This is a genomic window from Microcoleus sp. D2_18a_D3 (genome assembly GCF_036702455.1).
Lineage (GTDB): Bacteria > Cyanobacteriota > Cyanobacteriia > Cyanobacteriales > Microcoleaceae > Microcoleus.
The window spans coordinates 1-18,868 of record NZ_JAUBTK010000061.1; the positions used below are offsets into that span (position 1 = coordinate 1).

General features: G+C 45.8%; 15 protein-coding genes. 8 read left to right on the forward strand and 7 right to left on the reverse strand.

Features of this window, described 5'->3' with window-relative positions; all coding sequences use genetic code 11:
- A partial coding sequence (locus QUB06_RS23900; protein WP_333437397.1) for a transposase occupies positions 1 to 935 on the forward strand: 935 nt, incomplete at its 5' end.
- Between the two features lie 156 nt (positions 936 to 1,091).
- Positions 1,092 to 1,232: a photosystem II reaction center protein Ycf12/Psb30 gene (gene psb30 / locus QUB06_RS23905; protein ID WP_333437398.1), complete on the forward strand. Its 141-nt coding sequence runs from the start codon at positions 1,092 to 1,094 to the stop codon at positions 1,230 to 1,232.
- 121 nt (positions 1,233 to 1,353) lie between these two features.
- Here psb30 and QUB06_RS23910 read toward each other — a convergent pair whose 3' ends face one another.
- Positions 1,354 to 3,474, reverse strand: a complete 2,121-nt coding sequence (locus QUB06_RS23910; RefSeq protein ID WP_333437399.1) for a DHH family phosphoesterase — start codon at positions 3,472 to 3,474, stop codon at positions 1,354 to 1,356.
- 370 nt (positions 3,475 to 3,844) lie between these two features.
- On the opposite strand from QUB06_RS23910, the gene QUB06_RS23915 reads away from it, so the two are divergent.
- On the forward strand, positions 3,845 to 4,750 hold the full coding sequence (locus QUB06_RS23915; RefSeq protein ID WP_333437400.1) for a bestrophin family ion channel: 906 nt from the start codon (positions 3,845 to 3,847) through the stop codon (positions 4,748 to 4,750).
- A gap of 223 nt (positions 4,751 to 4,973) precedes the next feature.
- Here QUB06_RS23915 and lnt read toward each other — a convergent pair whose 3' ends face one another.
- The 3 genes from lnt to QUB06_RS23930 form a co-directional block, all read right to left on the reverse strand.
- On the reverse strand, positions 4,974 to 6,812 hold the full coding sequence (gene lnt / locus QUB06_RS23920; protein ID WP_445251416.1) for an apolipoprotein N-acyltransferase: 1,839 nt from the start codon (positions 6,810 to 6,812) through the stop codon (positions 4,974 to 4,976).
- Positions 6,813 to 7,001: 189 nt separating this feature from the next.
- A complete protein-coding gene (psbA, locus tag QUB06_RS23925) occupies positions 7,002 to 8,084 on the reverse strand; it encodes a photosystem II q(b) protein (protein WP_333437401.1) in 1,083 nt (360 codons plus the stop codon).
- Positions 8,085 to 8,629: 545 nt separating this feature from the next.
- The gene (locus tag QUB06_RS23930; protein WP_006631073.1) at positions 8,630 to 8,977 is read right to left on the reverse strand and encodes a histidine triad nucleotide-binding protein; all 348 of its coding nucleotides are present in this window, start codon (positions 8,975 to 8,977) and stop codon (positions 8,630 to 8,632) included.
- Between the two features lie 2 nt (positions 8,978 to 8,979).
- Between QUB06_RS23930 and QUB06_RS23935 the strand changes: the two genes are divergently transcribed.
- The 3 genes from QUB06_RS23935 to QUB06_RS23945 all read left to right on the forward strand — a co-directional run bounded on the left by QUB06_RS23935 (position 8,980) and on the right by QUB06_RS23945 (position 12,972).
- Entirely contained in the window at positions 8,980 to 9,192 is a 213-nt protein-coding gene (locus QUB06_RS23935; RefSeq protein ID WP_333437402.1) for a hypothetical protein, read from the forward strand.
- Between the two features lie 58 nt (positions 9,193 to 9,250).
- Positions 9,251 to 10,780, forward strand: coding sequence for a YifB family Mg chelatase-like AAA ATPase (locus tag QUB06_RS23940; RefSeq protein ID WP_333437403.1), 1,530 nt, complete (start codon positions 9,251 to 9,253; stop codon positions 10,778 to 10,780).
- Positions 10,781 to 11,586: 806 nt separating this feature from the next.
- Positions 11,587 to 12,972, forward strand: a complete 1,386-nt coding sequence (locus tag QUB06_RS23945) for a hypothetical protein (RefSeq protein ID WP_333437404.1) — start codon at positions 11,587 to 11,589, stop codon at positions 12,970 to 12,972.
- 498 nt (positions 12,973 to 13,470) lie between these two features.
- Here the strand turns inward: QUB06_RS23945 and QUB06_RS23950 are convergent, their stop codons facing one another.
- On the reverse strand, positions 13,471 to 14,313 hold the full coding sequence (locus QUB06_RS23950; protein ID WP_333437405.1) for a hypothetical protein: 843 nt from the start codon (positions 14,311 to 14,313) through the stop codon (positions 13,471 to 13,473).
- A 603-nt stretch (positions 14,314 to 14,916) separates the two neighbouring features.
- Positions 14,917 to 15,315, reverse strand: a complete 399-nt coding sequence (locus QUB06_RS23955; RefSeq protein ID WP_333283819.1) for a DUF4342 domain-containing protein — start codon at positions 15,313 to 15,315, stop codon at positions 14,917 to 14,919.
- Between the two features lie 828 nt (positions 15,316 to 16,143).
- Between QUB06_RS23955 and QUB06_RS23960 the strand changes: the two genes are divergently transcribed.
- Both QUB06_RS23960 and QUB06_RS23965 read left to right on the forward strand, forming a co-directional pair.
- Entirely contained in the window at positions 16,144 to 16,311 is a 168-nt protein-coding gene (locus QUB06_RS23960) for a hypothetical protein (RefSeq protein WP_333437406.1), read from the forward strand.
- A gap of 434 nt (positions 16,312 to 16,745) precedes the next feature.
- On the forward strand, positions 16,746 to 18,230 hold the full coding sequence (locus tag QUB06_RS23965; protein WP_333437407.1) for an ATP-binding protein: 1,485 nt from the start codon (positions 16,746 to 16,748) through the stop codon (positions 18,228 to 18,230).
- Positions 18,231 to 18,409: 179 nt separating this feature from the next.
- Here QUB06_RS23965 and QUB06_RS23970 read toward each other — a convergent pair whose 3' ends face one another.
- Positions 18,410 to 18,790 (reverse strand): hypothetical protein, encoded by a 381-nt coding sequence (locus tag QUB06_RS23970; protein WP_333437408.1) that lies wholly within the window; start codon positions 18,788 to 18,790, stop codon positions 18,410 to 18,412.
- Between the last annotated feature and the right edge of the window lie 78 nt (positions 18,791 to 18,868).

Genomic DNA, 18,868 nt, shown 5'->3' on the forward strand with positions numbered 1-18,868 from the left:
AACCGGGAAAGAAAGGATTTCCACGTTTCAAAAAGCATGAAACCCGCGATTCTGTTGAATACAAAACCTGTGGATGGAAGCTTTCAGAAGATCTCAGAAGCATAAACTTTAGCGACGGCTTCAAAGCAGGAAGATTTAAGTTGTGGGGAACTCGCGACTTGCATTTCTACCAGCGAAGTCAAATCAAACGAGTGCGCGTAGTGCGTCGAGCCGACGGGTACTACGTGCAATTCTGTATTGATGCTGAACGGAATGAACAGCGAGAGCCTACGGGACGAACCATTGGTTTAGACGTAGGATTGACCCATTTCTACACAGACTCGGATGGTAATACCGTCGAGAACCCGCGTCATTTAAGAAAGTCAGAGCGGTCACTCAAAAAGCTTAATCGCAGACTTTCCAGAACCCAGAAAGGTTCTAAGAACAGAGAAGCGGCGCGGAATCGATTAAGCAGAAAACACCTCAAGGTAAGTAGGCGGCGTAAAGACTTTGCTGTGAAATTAGCAAGGTGCGTAGTCCAGTCCAACGACTTGGTAGCTTACGAAGACTTGTCGGTGCGTAACATGGTCAAAAACAAAAAGCTGTCCAAGTCTATATCTGATGCCGCTTGGACAGCTTTTAGGAATTGGATTGAATATTTTGGCAAAGTGTTTGGAGTAGCTACTGTTGCCGTCGCACCGCACTACACTAGCCAAAATTGTTCTAATTGCGAAAAGGTTGTGAAGAAATCGCTAAGTCAAAGAACACATATTTGTCCGCATTGTGGATTTGTTTTAGACCGCGATTGGAATGCTGCGCGAAATATATTAGAACTGGGATTGCGTACCGTGGGGCACACGGGAACCTATAACGCCTCTGGAGACATCGACCTCTGTTTGAGTGAGGAAACTCCTTCAAGTAAGTCGGGTCGCAGAAAGAGGAAGCCCAAACAGTGATGTTTGGAATCACCGTGGCTTTAGCGGGCGTGAGGATGTCAAATTTTGTTGAATTTTGTAAAGTTCCTTAAAAAATATGGTCGATCGCCCGGTAAAATCAGAAGCGGATTTTCTAATTCAACAATCTAGACTTAATCACTACAGTCAGGAGGACAAATGGACTTTATAACCGATCTTTTCAGTGGTATGGGTGGTGTAGACTACCAACTCATTGTTCAGGTAGCTTTACTCGCCGCCGTCGTGCTTTCTGGCCCGATCGTGATTTTTCTCTTGGCAGCTAGAGGCGGCGACCTGTAATTATAGCACGCTCCGGGGCGATCGAGAGTTGGGAGTTTTGAGTTTTAAATTATTCAAAATTCACAACGCTCGATCGCCAATTTTCCCAGTAGCACGAGCTTTGTTATCAAATACCGAGTTATCAAATACCCAGGGCGTGTTTAGCAGTTTGAATCAAATTTTCAAAAAAAGGTAGAGATACATCCACTTCTCTAGCATCTTTGCGGGAGTTGCCTAACAAACCGATGTTTTGTCCGGGTGCAACAGCCAAAACTTGCCCTTGAGAGTTGCGAATTCTCAATTCCTCGATCGATCCGGCTGGAGACAGACTGCAAGAATAAGTGCGATCGCAGTAATCAAACTCAACTTTTCCGAACCTCGGCGGCCTCGAAGTAGCAGCATTTGCCGGTAGCCGAACGCCCAACAATTCTAACTCAACCGATGTCTTGCCATTAAAACTATTTTCCCGCAATCGGTAAGCAATATCAACCCGCCGAGGCAAAGGAAAATATTCGCCCCAACGCCAAGCAATCGCCTTCACACTAGCCGATACATTTCCATCTTGAGTTGCAGTTAGTTTAACGTGACCTCCTTTACCCACAATTTTCTGTTCTGTTATGCAAACATTAGGCGTCCAAAATACAGGAGCCTTATTTTCAATCCCGCAAGGTTCTAGAGCATCAATTTGTCGGTAAAGGTCGAGATTAATCTCTGCCAAATTTGCCTGCACATCTACTGAAACCAGCGGTTTTAGGTGTTCCGGCTGCAAACATTGATTGGCAAAAATTGACAGTTGATTGCGGAATTGGTCGAGATTCTGGGCCGGCATAGAAAAACCGCCAGCCGCTTTGTGTCCGCCAAATTTAGTTAATAAATCCGCGCAAAAATTCAGCCCGTCAAATACATTAAACTCAGGAATTCCCCTCGCCGAACCCCGGACAATTTTAGCGGGCGGGCACGGGGGCACCGCCCCTACAGCCTCATCCTCAAAAGTACCTATAAAAACGGGTACGCCGTAGCGTTCCACCAACCGAGAAGCTACAATCCCTATCACCCCGTGGTGCCAACCCGGTTGCACGACAACTAAAACTCGTTCTTGCTGCAAGTCGATCGCACTATTCTCACACCAAGCAATGGCTTCCTGCTCAATTTCTTGGCACAACTCCTGCCTGCGCTGATTAATTTGTTCGCACTGCATCGCGTTTTTGAGAGCCAATTCGCGATCGTCCGTAGTCAGCAACTCTATCACAATTTGAGGGTCAGCCAGCCGCCCCACAGCATTAATCCGGGGTCCGAGCCTAAAACCAATATCTTCAGGCTTTAACGAATTTTGAGTCGTAGGGGCGGTGCCCCCGTGCCCGCCCTTGAGTTTTGAGTTGAGAATTGAGGGATTTTCAGCACTTCCCGGCTGCACTCCTGCCACCTGAATCAAAGCCTGAATCCCCGCCAATTGCGAGTGAGGCAACAGCCGCAAACCACGCTTTACCCAGCGCCGATTAACTCCTGTCAAAGGCGCTAAATCCGCAATAGTTCCCAAGGTAAATAACTCCAGCAGCGGATTCACCAACCCGCCAACTTTCTGCATATCAATCGCCAAAGTAATCGCCAAAACATAAGCAACGCCTACGCCAGCCAAACCGCGATAAGGCGAAGGTTCCGCAATTAATTTCGGGTTGAGAATAGCATCTGCCGGCGGCAGTTTGGGCGGCAAGTCGTGGTGGTCTGTAATAATAACTTTGACACCGAGTTCTCGCGCTCTGGCAACCGGGCCGTAAGCTGCAATTCCGTTGTCAACCGTGAGAATGAGAGCGACACCTTCGGAGTGAAATTCTTCTACAATGCGATCGTTAATCCCATAACCTTCTCGCATCCGGCTGGGAATAGCATAATCCACATTCGCGCCCAGCAGCCTCAGAGCGCGTAGCAACAAAGCCGTACTCGTCATCCCGTCAGCATCGTAGTCGCCGCAAATCGCAATTTTTTGCCCTCCCGAAATTGCCTCCCGCAACAGTTTGACACTCGCAGCCAAATCGGGAAACTCATCCATTGGCGCCGGCAAAACCAGAGATTCCGGTTCGATAAACCCTTGGACTTCTTTAAGCGAATCGATTCCCCGGTTAATCAGTACCTGTGCCAGCAAGGGCGACAAACCGATTTCAGTGGCAAACTGTTCGGCTTGCTGTGGTTGAGGCGAATAAATTTGCCACCGTTGGTTTGGCAATCGGTGAAAATGCGGGGGTACAGATGTCGGTAGCTCTTGCACGGAAGCTGAGGTTTAAAGATACATGATTAATCTTACCGAATTAAGTCCCTCCGTCAATCAATTGTAGATTTTAGATTTTAGGTTTTAGATTGAGCGTAAAGATGAGTTTTTTGGGTAAAATCCAAAGGTTGTTTGTAGGAAAGCTTTTTTCGGAAGCTCTCACCGCACCCAAATAGGGATACAAGCCCTGACAGAAGTCGTGGAGACCAAAAAATTTTAGACCAAAGTTCAAACCCCCCAGATTTATCTGTGGAGTCAATCTAAAATCTCGAATCTCAAATCGACTGGCGGGAGCCGAAGAACTAAGTTTAGCAGGCATTTGCGCTGCCAGCCCTAGGGCGCAGACTACTAATTTAATGAGGAGACTTGCATGAGTGGCGATCGACCGCCTTGGTTTAAAATTGCATTACAGGTTCGAGGCTCTGTCATTCCCTCAATTTTGCCCCGCGTTTTGCTGTGCGGTGGCTTTGGAGTTTTTATTTCCCTGCTGCACTTTTTTAAATTGCCCGTTTCCATGCCAATTTTGTCGAGTATTGTACCGAGTATTGTCATGGGTTTACTGTTAGTTTTTCGGACAAATACAGCCTACGAAAGATTTTGGGAAGGTCGAAAATTTTGGGGAACTTTAGTCAACAACGTCCGAAATTTGGCGCGCCAAATCTGGGTAGCAATTGAGGAAAAAGACCCGCAGGATATAGAACTCAAAAAGTCAGCCCTGCGCCTGTTACCTGCCTTTGCAGTGGCGATGAAACTGCACTTGCGGCAAGAAGCAGTAAATCCAGAATTGGAGCCGTTAATGTCGCCAGCGCAGTACCAAAAGCTCAAATCGATGAACAATCCGCCCCTAGAAATTGCCTTTTGGATTGAGGATTATATCCACGAGCAGTACGAGCGCAATTGCGTCGATGTCTATCAGTTAACTGGTATGAATGAGTTGCTCAACTCTATGATTGATGTATTAGGCGGCTGCGAGCGGATATTGAAGACGCCTATCCCTTTGGCTTACGCGATTCACCTGAAACAACTATTGTTGCTTTACTGTTTGGCACTGCCCTTTCAAATGGTGAAGGATTTGGCTTGGGGAACCGGCTTAGTTGTGGCTTTAATTAGTTTTACTTTGTTCGGCATCGAAGAAATCGGCATTGAAATAGAGAATCCCTTCGGACACGATGCCAATGATTTGCCTTTGAACAATATTTGTGCTACCATGCAGCGCAATATCGACGATTTAATTTCTTTATCTCCTAGCGTTCACGAACACGTGAAAGATAAGTAGACTCATTAATCATTGGTCATTAGTCATTAGTGAACTGTAGGGGCGGGTTCACCAATAATCCTCACAGTGCAAACAGATTTAATAAACCCGCCCCCGCCCCACCCTAAAACTCTTTACTAACGTTACTTTTTAACAATCAACCGAATTAACCCCGCCAATACTAACAATTTTAGATTTGAGATTTGAGATTGGTATCGAAAATCTCAATCGTATAACCTACGGGTTAATTTCTAACAATTAACCGCATTAACCCCGCCAATACTAACAATAAAGGCGTCAGCCAATCTCCCCACCGCACGTACAAAGTCCGAGTTTGCCGCCGATAAATAGTAGCATCTCGGACTTCATAGGTATTAATTCCCGACTTCCAAACCGTCTCGCCGCGAGGATTTACAAAAGCAGAGTAACCCGTATTAGTTGCGATAACTGCCCATCTATCCGTCTCAATTGCCCGCATCACATCTAGAGCATGATGTTGATCCAACATCGGCGGTTTATAATGGGCATTGTTGGAAGCGGTGATCATAAATTCGCCTCCCTTCGCCGCCTGATATCGGAAAATTTCCGCAAACGCCGAATCGTAACAAATTCCGACAAGGGCGCGACCAAACGGCGTATCAAACACTTGTTTAGAATTGCCTGGTACTAAATGAGCATCTAAGGGAGAAAGCCGATTAATAATCCCGCCTAAGATTTCATAAAAAGGAATATATTCGCCTAAAGGCACTAGCTTTAGTTTATCGTAGCGGCCGACAATTTCTCCAGTGCGATCGATCGCCAATAAGCTGTTAGTGATACTATCATCTTGCTGGGCGAAGCCTCCCACCCAAGCCACAACGCCGCGTTCGAGAATAGCTTGGTAAAAGGAAAGAGTAGAACGCTGATACTCGTTTGTCCAGATAAAAGGCAAAGCCGTCTCTGGAATTAACACAGCATCGACTTTCCTGTCTGCTAACTGTTTGTATCCAGTGGTGTAACCTTCCAAAGCGCGCTGCCAACCCCCTGAGTCAAACTTAATCTCGTTAGGAATATTGCCTTGAATAATGCCAATTTTTAAAGCAGTTGCAGCTTCTTGATTCAAAGGGCGATTGTATAAGCTCCATCCTGCAATATGCAAAACTAAAAATAAACCCGCAGGCCAAATATAAGCAACCCACTTCTTCCCTCGGACTTCTCCCTTCTTACCTCGGACTCTCTCCTGCTTCCATCCATCCGTTACATCCGTTACATCCGTTACACAATCCGTTGCCGAACTTCCTTCTTCCTTCTTCCTTCTTCCTTCAATAAAAGCTTCGGCGATTAAGCCATTTACTGCTACAATAGCGGCTGTTACGGCGCTGGGCCCGGAGAGTTGACCGAGGTGCAATATTGCTAAATTGTGCGGGCTTTGCGTGTAAGATAGTGATGTCCACCACAGCGAACCTGTACTCCAAATACTTTCTAAGGCACACCACAAAGCTGTGCCAATTAAAACGCGAGTTAATGCTGAAAATTTAGAGCAACCCCCCCCAGCCCCCCCTTGTAAAGGGGGGGAGTTAAGAACAATAAGATCGGAGCAACCCCCCCCAGCCCCCCCTTGTAAAGGGGGGGAGTTAAGAATAAGAATTGGATTTTGGCCGGGTAAAGTGAGGGAGTTGAGAATTACAAATAGCCACGCCCAAACGGCGACTAAGGCGGCTCCCCAGAGGGTGATGAATGCCCAGCAAAAAAGTGCGATCGCCAAACTCGGCCACCAAGGAACTCCCAACCAAGTCATCGGGTGAATTCCCATAATCCAAGATAAAGCTAATCCGTGATAGCCAATTCCCCAGAGTGAAGGAAGAAGGAAGAAGGAAGAAGGAAGAAGGAAGAATTTTTGTTTTTTTACTTCTTGCTTTGGCTTTTCATAACTAACAACCAAAACCCACAGGGGAGCTAATGCTACCCAAGCCAATAGCCAAGCATTTACTGGTGCGGTTGTCAATGCCATCAAAATGCCGCTGAAAAGTGCGATCGCCCAGGCTAATGTTTTGGATTTATGAACCACGAGTTTTTCAAATTTGTGCCTGTTAAATATCGCCACTTTGATGATTGCCAAAAATAATAATTCTTAATCAATATATCAGATCGATCGGGAAGTTCGGCAAGGCGCAGTGTATGGGATTTAACGGATTTAACGGATTTAACAGAAAAAAATCTCTCAAATTCTACTTGCCAAAACAAAAAGCGCCCCTATTTCTAGGAGCGCTTTTTGTTAAATCAAAAGCTAAATTTAGCCGTTGATGGAAGGAGCAACCATTGCTACTGGGGTGACTTCACCGGCGGCCAAGTCGAGAGGGAAGTTGTGAGCGTTGCGCTCGTGCATTACTTCCATACCCAGGTTAGCGCGGTTGATGACATCAGCCCAAGTGTTGATGACGCGACCTTGCGAGTCGATAATCGATTGGTTGAAGTTGAAACCGTTCAAGTTGAAGGCCATCGTGGAAATACCCAAAGCGGTAAACCAGATGCCGACAACTGGCCATGCACCTAACAAGAAGTGCAGAGAACGGCTGTTGTTAAAGCTCGCGTATTGGAAAATCAAACGACCGAAGTAGCCGTGGGCTGCAACGATGTTGTAGGTTTCTTCTTCTTGACCGAATTTGTAACCGTAGTTCAAAGATTCAGTTTCGGTTGTTTCGCGAACCAAGGAAGATGTTACCAAGGAACCGTGCATGGCGGAGAACAAAGAACCGCCGAAGACACCAGCAACTCCCAACATATGGAAGGGGTGCATCAGGATGTTGTGCTCGGCTTGGAACACGATCATGAAGTTGAAGGTGCCGGAGATACCCAAGGGCATACCGTCAGAAAAGCTGCCTTGTCCGATCGGGTAAATCAAGAATACTGCGGTGGCTGCTGCAACTGGTGCAGAGTAAGCGACGCAGATCCAAGGACGCATACCTAAGCGGTAGGACAGTTCCCATTCACGACCCATGTAGCAGAAAATGCCAATCAGGAAGTGAAATACTACCAATTGGTAGGGGCCGCCGTTGTACAACCACTCATCGAGGGAAGCTGCTTCCCAGATGGGATAGAAGTGAAGCCCGATCGCATTCGATGAAGGAACAACAGCACCAGTAATGATGTTGTTGCCGTACATCAAGGAACCAGCAACTGGTTCGCGGATGCCGTCGATGTCTACTGGAGGAGCAGCGATGAAGGCGATGATGTAGCAGATGGTGGCACTCAGCAAGGTAGGAATCATCAAGACGCCGAACCAACCGATGTAAATCCGGTTTTCAGTGCTAGTTACCCACTCGCAGAACCGTTCCCAAACGTTGCCGCTTTCGCGACGCTGTACGGTTGTTGTCATTTGGTTTATGATGGCTTAATTGAATTTTCAAGGTTCGTTGTGGGGATGCCCCACGCTTATATTAGTAACACCATTCACTAAAGTTTGCCAAGGGATTACTGCTGACAATTTAAATATTTTACAAACATTTACAAAAATTGGATTCTTGGTAAATATTTGTAGTTTTTTACAAAGCAATATTACCCACATAACAGGTTAAATATAGCGACCTGAAGAACTGAATCTATTAGCTGTTAATGGGTTCAGCAGCTTTAGCAAATTATTTTTGTTCAGGTCGATTCTCTTTCTCTTTAAATATTTGTTAATTAGGTCGTGAAGAGATAATTTTTAATATTTATTTACATATCCTCGGTGGATTCTGCGAGGGGAAATTTTTATCGGGAGAATAGTGAAAAGCGGGTTTCTAGTGCGGGCTGCATTCTCAATAATCTCCAATCCACGGGGTTTATTGACGAAAAAAGAAACCCGGTTTCTGAAGCGCTGGGCAATAGAAATCAACCGGGTTTCTGAGGATGAGTCCGCAAGTTCTGCGTAAAAATTAGGCTTTAGCCTGGGGGCCACTTCATCTGCCGTCCGCCGAGAATGTGAAGGTGCAGGTGGTCTACAGTTTGGCCGCCGTCGCTGCCGCTATTAATGACGACGCGATAGCCGTTGCTAAGTCCGAGTTGTTCTGCTACCCGCTTGACAGTCAGCAGCAAGTGTCCCATGAGAGCATGATCTCCCGATTCGGCATCGGCTAATTTGGCAATAGGCTGTTTGGGAATGACGAGGATGTGGACGGGTGCTTGCGGATGGATATCTCTAAACGCGAGGGCCAAGTCGTCTTCATAAACGATGTCTGCGGGAATCTCTTTGCGGATGATTTTGCTGAAAAGCGTTTCTTGAGTTGTCATGGGTGTTAACGAACGAAGGAAGAAGGAAGAAGGAAGAAGGAAGAAGGCGGAAGGCGGAAGAGGGAAGAAGGCCCAAGTGGGAAGTGGGAAGAGGGAAGGCCCAAGTGAGAAGGGAGAAGGGGAAGTGGGAAGAGGGAAGAGGCAGCAGGAGAGAGGGAAGAGGAGAAAAAGAAGAGGCAAGGAAAAGTTTTCTTGCCTCTCCCGATATTCATTAGTCATTGTTAATCATAATAGATGATGAATCAAGGACAGGCAAATTAAGGATAAAGAAAAATGCTTGCTAGGGTTTGGAGTGCATCGATCGTTGGAATTGACGCGGTAAAGGTTGGTGTTGAGGCTGATGTGTCAGGGGGGCTACCGAAAATCGTGGTTGTGGGGTTGCCAGATTCTGCGGTGCAAGAAGCTAAAGAAAGGGTTAAGGCTACCCTAAAAAATTCGGGATATGCTTTTCCGATGCGGAGTATTGTGATTAATTTGACTCCGGCGGATTTGCGGAAGGAGGGGCCGAGTTTTGATTTGCCGATCGCCATTGGCATTTTAGCAGCATCGGAACAAGTCAGCGGTCAACTTTTGGGAGATTATTTGTTTTTAGGGGAACTTTCTTTAGATGGGAGTTTGCGGCCTGTGGCTGGGGTTTTGCCGATCGCCGCTGCTGCTCAAAAAATGGGTATTTCAGGGTTGGTTGTACCGGCTGGTAACGCGCAGGAAGCGGCTTTGGTGCACGGAATATCTGTTTATGGTTTTGAGAATATTTTTGCAGTTACTGATTTTTTGAACAATCCTGAAGTTTATTCGCCTGTAGAAGTAAACGGTCGAGAAGAGTTAGCAAAAACGAGGTTTTCTGGTCTAGATTTAAAGGATGTAAAGGGGCAAATTCACGCGCGGCGGGCTTTGGAAATTGCGGCGGCGGGGGGACACAATTTAATTTTTGTGGGGCCGCCAGGGAGCGGTAAGACTATGTTGGCGAGGCGTTTGCCGGGTATTTTGCCGCCGCTGACGTTTGATGAAGCTTTGGATGTAACTCAGATTCATTCGGTGGCTGGGTTGTTGAAGGATAAGGGAAGCTTGGTGGGCGATCGACCTTTTCGCAGTCCTCACCATTCAGCATCTGGCCCTTCTTTGGTAGGTGGCGGCAGTTTTCCGCGTCCGGGTGAAATTTCTTTAGCACATCGCGGCATTCTTTTTTTGGATGAATTAACTGAGTTTAAAAGAGATGTTTTGGAGTTTTTGCGACAACCGCTGGAAGATGGTTATGTGACGATTTCTCGAACTAGACAATCGGTGATGTTTCCGGCTCAATTCACTTTAGTTGCGAGTACAAATCCTTGCGCTTGCGGTTATTACGGCGATTCGATTCAACAGTGTACTTGTTCGCCGCAAAAGAGGGAGCAATATTGGGCAAAACTTTCGGGGCCTTTGATGGATCGGATTGATTTGCAAGTGGCCGTTAATCGTTTGAAACCGGAAGAAATTACGCGACAGCCGACGGGGGAAGAGTCAGAACCGGTGCGGGTGAGGGTGCAGCGGGCGCGAGAGCTCGCTACTCGCCGTTTTCAGTCGGAATCTAGTTTGCGCTGTAATGCGGAGATGCAAAGCAGTCACATTAACAAATGGTGTCAGTTGGATGAGGCTTCTCGGAATTTATTGGAGATGGCGATTCGGAAATTGGGGCTTTCGGCGAGGGCTAGCGATCGCATTTTGAAGGTTGCTAGAACTATTGCTGATTTGTCGGGGGATGAAAGCTTGAAAACGAATCATGTGGCGGAGGCGGTGCAGTATCGGACGATCGATCGAATGCAGTAAACAGCGGCTCAAAAGACACAATCCCCCGATCCCCGACTTCTTAAAAAAGTTGGGGATCTAACAGTTGATTCGGAGATTGAAATCGCTTCTAAACATACGAAGTCCCAGCAGAGGGGGACTAAGGGATTAAGGGGGTATTGAAGCTCGATTGATGTTGTCCAATTATTTAATTGAGCCACTGAAACGCCCCAATGTTCCCATGTTTATTGTGTGATTTTGTGCTGCATGGTGCCAGGATCACTTGTGACAGTTGCGTAAGTCCTGTTAGTGTTAGAGTGGGGGAGGTGACGGCAAACCAAGGCAGCAGTTAAAGTGGCGATCGCGGAAGCTTTAGACCAACTGCCCGAAAGCTAGTCAACTGAAGTGTATCAGCCCAAATATCAAGAGGTTTATCAGCACGTCTACGAATCTTATTCTGAGGCTACACGCAGTATTTATACAACCGCAGCTTGAAGCTGGTGTCAATGCCACCCACCCACAGCTTTTGTCAAAAATTCCTCATAATTTCCTCAAAAATTCATCAAGTTTTTACCCACTTTTTGTCATTTTTACTGTAATTTCTGATACCGATCGCCCAAGTTGCCCGAAGATCCACAACAGCAGAATTTTTAATATTTAATTTCTCGCTCTCTCTCTCCCTCGCTCTCCCTCGCTCTTCCTCGCTCTTCCTCTTTCTCTCGCCCCCTCTCTCTGTTTCACCCTAAAATTTGAAATTTTTGAGTGACGAATTATGGCACGATCGCAGCGCGTTTTGATACCATTCAATCAAGCGCAAGACAATCAGGGAATGCACTGGAGGTGTGTAAATGGAGCTTTTCGCAGAACAAAAACGGTGCTTGGATTGCTTGGTAAGCTCGATCGAGCAATTGGGAGGTCGAGTAGACATTCCAAAGCTGGAGGAGATAGCTGAGCTAATTATTCAAACGATGAGAGGGCCTTGGCGCTACTTTCACACGTCGGAACACATTTTTGAGGTCGGGGGGTCAGTAGATCCGATCGAGGTGCTGGCTGCGCTGTTTCACGACCTCGTGTACGTGCAAGTCGATCAGGGCGTTAGTTTCAATATTAGCAGCGCCCTTTGTCCTTTTGTCAAAGAAGTGCGATCGCAGTTAGTTATTAGAGATGAAACCGAACTGCCCAACGATGCCATGTATCACCTAGTGGCCTCAGTCTTTGGGTTTATTCCCGGCAAGGCTCTCTCTCCGTTTGGCGGCCAAAACGAATTTTTGAGTGCCGTTATTGCTGCCAAATCTTTGGAGCCTTTTTTGCCAGCTAGTACGATCGCCGAAATCGCCGCTTGCATCGAAGCTACTATTCCTTTTCGTCCCGTTTCGCCCAGCGGTTTGAGTGCGATCGAACTTTTGCACCAGCGTTTGGTAAGTGCGAATCGCGATTTTAACTTGGGATGGAGCGATGCCCAAACCGTAGAAATTGTCAAGCGATCGGTCAGGTTAGCAAATAGAGATGTCGAGAATTTTGCCTCTCGAAATTCCTCTAATTTCTTAGACAATACCTGGAATTTGATGCCAGAAACTAACCACGAATTGACCAATGTTAATTCCTATACTGTTGCCGGATATCGCAGGTCTCTGCAAAAAATGGAAGGATTTTTGAACTTCCTCAAACCCGAACTGGTTTTCCAGCAGTTTATGCAAGAGCCGGACGATGAAACCTACGCTAACCTGATTGCCCGAACTCGCAAAAATATCGAAGTTGCTAAACTTTATCTGGGTATCAAGCTAATTACCATCGCCATTTTAGAAGCTCTTTCCTACCGTTTAGGTCGCGATATTCCGCTTTCAACTATGATGGGAGAATTGCGCGCCCCAGGATTTAAAACCTCGGTTTTGGAGGATTACTTGCCTAACCAACAGATCGCCTACCCATTAGAAACTCAGTTGGAAAAAGAGGTTTTAAATTTGTTAGCAATAGGACGAAATCAAGAATCTCCCTATGATATTAAAAACTCTCCCGTAGCTACGTTTATTATCAAATCTATCGGCTTTGCTGAAACTGAAAACTTTTTGAAGAAAGCTCAAGAGTTTTTTGCCGGTCATATTTCGTCGGAAGAGTTTCTGTCTTACTGTTCTCCCGATGTAATAGACACCATCTCCTCCGGCGTGATGAAACTCTTTGACAGCAGGAAGACGGCTTTAGGGAAAGTTAAATTCGTTCACCAAACAGTTTCTTAGGATAGGTTGGCACAATCTTAAAACGTTTTCCACCGCAGAAACCCGGTTTCTTGAGTTCAGCCACAATGTCCGGTTAGTCTGAGATGTTGCACCATTCTCGCTTAACAAGCTTTCGGGCCTGTTTCACAAAGAATGATTTTTCTTGTGGGGAGTGGGGGTTGGGCAGGAGATTCCGCCTATAGCAGGCTTGATTGATAATGGTGCAAGATTTCAGTTTAAACCCTAAAAAAAAGTCCTCTTTAACTAATATGTTGCACCATTTTCAATAAGCCTTTTAGGAACAGGCAAGATGCCTGTTCCACAATAAAATCTACTCTTTGTGGAACAGGCATCTTGCCTGTTCTTGAGACGCAAGATGCCTGTTCCACAATAAAATCTACTCTTTGTGGAACAGGCATCTTGCCTGTTCTTGAGACTGGTGCCAGATATCAGCTTTAAAGGACTTTAGCTAGGAGTCTGGGGTTTGAACCCCAGGCGGACTAATTCGACATCCAACTTCTATTGCGGTGAACCAGTCGCACCCTCAGCGCCGGAGTTGCTATCAGGTACAGCCGTATCCGTAGGATTAGAATCGCTCCGGCTTTCGGTATTAGTTTCGCCGCTCGTACCTGCTCCCGGAGCGCCCTCATCTTGAGTTGGAGATGGAGTAGCTGAACTCTCAGGTGCTGGAGTTGGCGGAGTCGAAGCTGGCTCCCTCTGCGAATTCGGAACCGTAGTATTGGTATCATTTGACGGCGAAGATGGAGACGGCGCTGCTTGCTGAGCGGGTGCATCTTGCTGCTGTGAATTTGGAATTGTAATATTGATATTGGGAGACGGATTTGCTTGAGGAGCCGGAGTTGCCTGTTGAGCTGGACTTGGTTGAGGACTCGGCGTAGCGTTTTGAGCTGGAGATGGTTTAACTGGAACCGGAACAATCTTTTGAATGATCGTTTTTTCTCTCTCTATAGTCCGAGTCGGAGCAGGTGTTGCTGAAGGCTGATTCGCTTTGGGTACAACAATCACAGGAGCAGAAGCAGGAGTAGGAGCCTCCTCGCTCCGATTGAAGTAATATACACTGCCCAGAACTAAACCTGCCAAAGAAGCAAGAAGAATTCCTAACAGTAACCCGCGACCAGCATTCTCATTATCGCGAACTTCTTGGACTCCAAGTTGGCGGTGGTTTTCCGCCATTTCACCCTGTACATAACCTTGGTGATGAGCGGCTTCTTTAGAAGCCTTCGCAGTTGTACTCGGAACACTTGTAGTGGTTCGTGTTGTACTGACGTGACCGTTACTTGCATCTGTGTGAACTTCTTGATGAATTTCACGGCTAGAGCTATTTTCTTCGTTAGGTTTCATAATTATCTTCGCCACAACTATTCAAAAAATCTTTGTCTGTAGGAGATGCTCTGGTTGGAAAACTTGAGCTAAGCTGTTCAGCATTTAAATCACTTACTTCGATTCACTGTCAAGATTCAGGCAAGATTCATCTGTAACCATTTGGCGTTTTGCTCATACCCAGTTTAAATGCTTAACAGCTTTCTGCTTAGGGAGTTTAGAGAACTTTTGGCTTTTCCTTCATTTGTATCCAATCTAACTTGCCAATATATTAACCAGGCTCTACCCCCAGAGTGATTACCCGACTCCCCAAAGGAATAGAATTAGCCGGACTTCAACAAAGAATACCGGCTAAATGAGTTATTTAGAATGCTTGCTGTCCAAGCATATATAGCAATCCTAAACGAGTCGTAATTTTTTTACGGCTCATTTAGTATTTCTATATTTATAAAGCCAGTTTGTGCTTGAAGTTTGTTTAAGTCCGGTTAGATAACCACCCTTAAGTTTTTAGTAATAAAGACAAGTTTTTTCTCATCCATCAACAGACGATAGTCGTACTCACTACAAACAAGCTTTATTACGGGAAATTAACCGGACATCAGCATTACTGACAACGGAGTTTTTTTACTCGGTTCTTTCAATGATGATGGTAAGGTGAGCGACTAATGCACCGATCGCTCCTACTGCTGCAATGACTGGAAACAAGGCGGCACCGATGACTCCACCCACTACTCCCACCGTCAGAGGAACTTCTACCAAAATCCGTCCCTCTTCATTTTTGATAATGATGCGGCGGATATTTCCTTCGTGAATCAGTTCTTTAACTTTAGCAACCAAATCGTCGCCGTTAATCTTCAACTCCTCGACGCTAACTTTTTCTTGAGTATAAGTAGGGGTTTCTAAAGGAGTCGTTTCAAAATTAACTTCACTAATTTTGTCGGCCGAAACTTTGTCAGATACAGGTATTGATTCGAGTTCTCTTGTCCCGACTGGTTCTTGTAGGCGTTCTGTAGGTGTGTCCATTTTTTGTTCTCCTTTTAGGTAAAAGTATTTTTGTATAGAATTATATTGAAATATAACACGCCACTTTTTTTGAATCAATCATTCTTTTGGGTGATCTTGCTGCTGCTGTCGTGATTTTCTGAAGGTATGATGATGAAAATTCCCTCACTCTCTCGCTTCTGGGCTTCTTCCATCTGTCCCTCTCTCCTTGTGCCGTTTAGTTAACTGTCCGCTTCTAACCCTCGCACCGCCTAACCCTTGAAAAACTTCCAATCCAGACAACGAAAGGATGAGAGCGACTTTCACACTCTCTGAGGCTCAGACTCAACAGGTGTACAGGTTGAAATACTGACATTGTACTGAAAGTACGATCGCCCCGCCGTGTATACAATTACCACCTCTCGTTCGGGAAACCGCACATGGAAACCGTCGCTTACTTTCCTCCAATGTCATTTCAATTTAGCTCAGTGCGATCGCCCAACCAAACCCCACCCCCCGATGTTCCTCAAATCAACATCTTAGAGTTTCTAATGAGAATTGCCTAAAATGAAGGGGGAGGAGAAGTAATAATGATCGAAATATTATCGCAACCAAACCAACTTCCTCAAAGTAAAGTGGAGGTTGGGGAAAATTCGGGTACAATAGAATTATTTATTTCTGCTTCCTCTTGATTCTCCGTGTCGGATTTGCCAGCGACAGAGTTTGAATCTCAAGTTGGTGGCCCGACGGTACTTTTCGGGAAACTTTTAAGGCACATCAAGCGGATGTGTGGAATGTGAGTTTTAGTTGCGATCGCACAACTTTAGCATCTGTCTGGAAAAATTTCGTTGGTGAAACTTTGGAGTGTCGATGCGGCTAAAGTATAAGCTGCCGAACTTGACAAATTGCTCGCCATCGGCTGTCCCTGGCTGGAAGACTACCTACAATACAATATTCGGGTTGAGTGCGATCGGCATTTGTGCGAAAAAACTGACAATTGAGATTTATGGGCAATTGCCGGAAACCAGTTTTGCCTGAATTTTACAATCGGGCGATCGGCTGCTGATTTGTCGCTATTCTTGTCTTATTGTAATATAATTTGACGCAAGGGGTAATAGCAAATGTACTGCCACAGGTCGCAGATGTCTATCCATCTGAACCAAGTTAATGTCATCAAACATTAAAAATAGCTATGACTGTTATATTCGGATTAGTAAAATCTTGGATATATAAAATTTACTACATAGTCAGGTTTCAAAAGGGTGTCTGCTGTTAAATCAATCTCACCTGCAATATCGTTTCGGGGGACACCAGCACGATTTAAGGCAAAAAAAATCCTGCTGAATTAACTGGATTCCAGCGAGCAGAGGGAAGTTGATGACTAAGCTATAAAAAGAGTTGAAAAAACCGTCTAAATAGTAGGCAAGACTCCAGCAGCCAACCGCAACTGCCAATTACCAAAGGAGGGAGCAGTGTATGAAACTGACGGGTTGAGTCCCCTAAAATCGCCGCTTGGTTTGCGATCGACTCTACAGGAATTAACCCTGTATGACTTTTTCCTAGAATCTGAGTGTCAGGGGGACGAAGTTGCTAAAATTTTTCAAGCAAACCCTTTACTTCCCGGCATCATTATCACTCAGCAAGGAAAGTTTATAGGGATGATTTCGCGGCGGCGTTATTTTGAACACATGAGCCGCCCCTACAGTTTGGAGTTATTTTCTCAACAGCCTTTGTTTATACTCTACCGCTTTACTAAAACGGATATGTTGGTTCTCGATCGCGAAACCTCAATTGTGACGGCAGTGCGGCAGTCTTTGGAGCGATCGCCCGAACTAATCCACGAACCAATTGTAGTACAAGTAGAACCGGAAACTTACAAACTTTTAGACGTACACCAACTGCTGCTTTCTCAGTTGCAAATTCACGAGTTATCAACCGTGGCGATGCGAGAGTCGCAAGCGCAATTGAGACATCAAGCCCAACAGCTCGAACTTGCCCTGCTGGAACTTCAGCGCACTCAAACTCAACTAATTCAAACAGAGAAAATGTCTTCTTTGGGGCAGTTAGTAGCAGGAGTAGCTCACGAAATCAACAATCCGATCGGCTTTATTTATAGCAATTTGCACCACGCTAAAGAGTACACGCAAGCTTTAATGCGGATGCTCGACATCTACCGACAGCACTGTCCCGAACCCATCGCAGCAATTGAAGCGGAAGCAGAAAAAATCGAACTCGATTATTTGCTAGAAGACTTGCCGAAAGTCTTCAATTCTATGCAGCAAGGTGCAGAAAGAGTGCGCGACATCGTTTTGTCGCTGCGGAATTTTTGCAGGTTAGACGAAGCTCAAATGAAGCAGGTCAACATTCACGAAGGTATCAACAGCACGATTATGCTTTTGCAAAGCCAGCTTAAAGGGAAACCGGGGCAGGAGGCGATAGAAATTCACAAAGAATACAGCGACTTGCCGCTGGTGCAGTGCTATCCCGGACAGCTCAATCAGGTATTTATGAATATTTTACTTAATGCAATTTACGCTCTGGTTGAGTCTAATAAATACGAAAATGTCGATAAAAAAACCTCTAAAAAGTCCCACTTAGGCAACCAAAAGCAGTCTTGTACAACGACTCAATCATCACTTTCTAACTCGGCTCGCCTGGTTCCTACGATTCGGATTCGCACGGAGTTAATTGAGAAAAAAAAGGTAATAATTAAAATTTCTGACAACGGCCCGGGGATGACAGAAGAGGTTCGGAAGCGGTTGTTTGACCCTTTCTTTACTACTAAGCCGGTCGGCCAAGGAACGGGTTTGGGACTGTCGATTAGCTATGAAATTGTTGTCAACCAACACGGCGGCGCATTGAAGTGCTTTTCGGAACCGGGAAAAGGAGCAGAATTTGCGATCGAAATTCCGCTTCAACAGTCTTCCGTAGCACCTATTTTGCCTCGCTTTGCGTGATACAACAGAAGGAAGTTCGGCAACGGATTCTGTAACGGATGTAACGGATGTAACGGATGTCAGGAAGAAGGAAGAAGGAAGAAGGAAGAAGCAATAAAAGTTAGGGACTCGGCCGTTGAAACCGCTTCTTGTCAAACTTTCGTTCCTCTGGCTTGAGACTAAAGAATAAAGCCCGTCGGCTACCGCGAACCTTTGCAAACCCACTTCCACAAAGGATGACTCGGCCCCCGCTGGCGAATGCGGCGCACTTGCTGTTCCAAACCCTGTTTTTCCCGGTGGGGCAATCCTCGCACCATATTGCGACTTTGCCAAGTTACTACTGCTAAAGTCATTCCCAAGCACAAACCCAAACCGAGAGTTGGCCAGCGATTAAAAGATAAACCGTAGCGCACCGCCGCCCAAGTGAAGTGTTCTAAACACAAAGCGATTTCGCGGCGCAAACCCCAAATGCTCAAAGAACCCACGCTAATCCACAGCAAGATCACAGTTAACCAGCGGCCATAAACTGTTAGTTTGTGAAGCCTTTGGACTTCTATTTGAAAAGTTTCGTCAGTAGTCATTTGTTATTTTTTATTTGTCATTAGTCATTGGTGATTGGTGATTGGTGATTGATGATTTATTATTAGTCAGTCAACAGT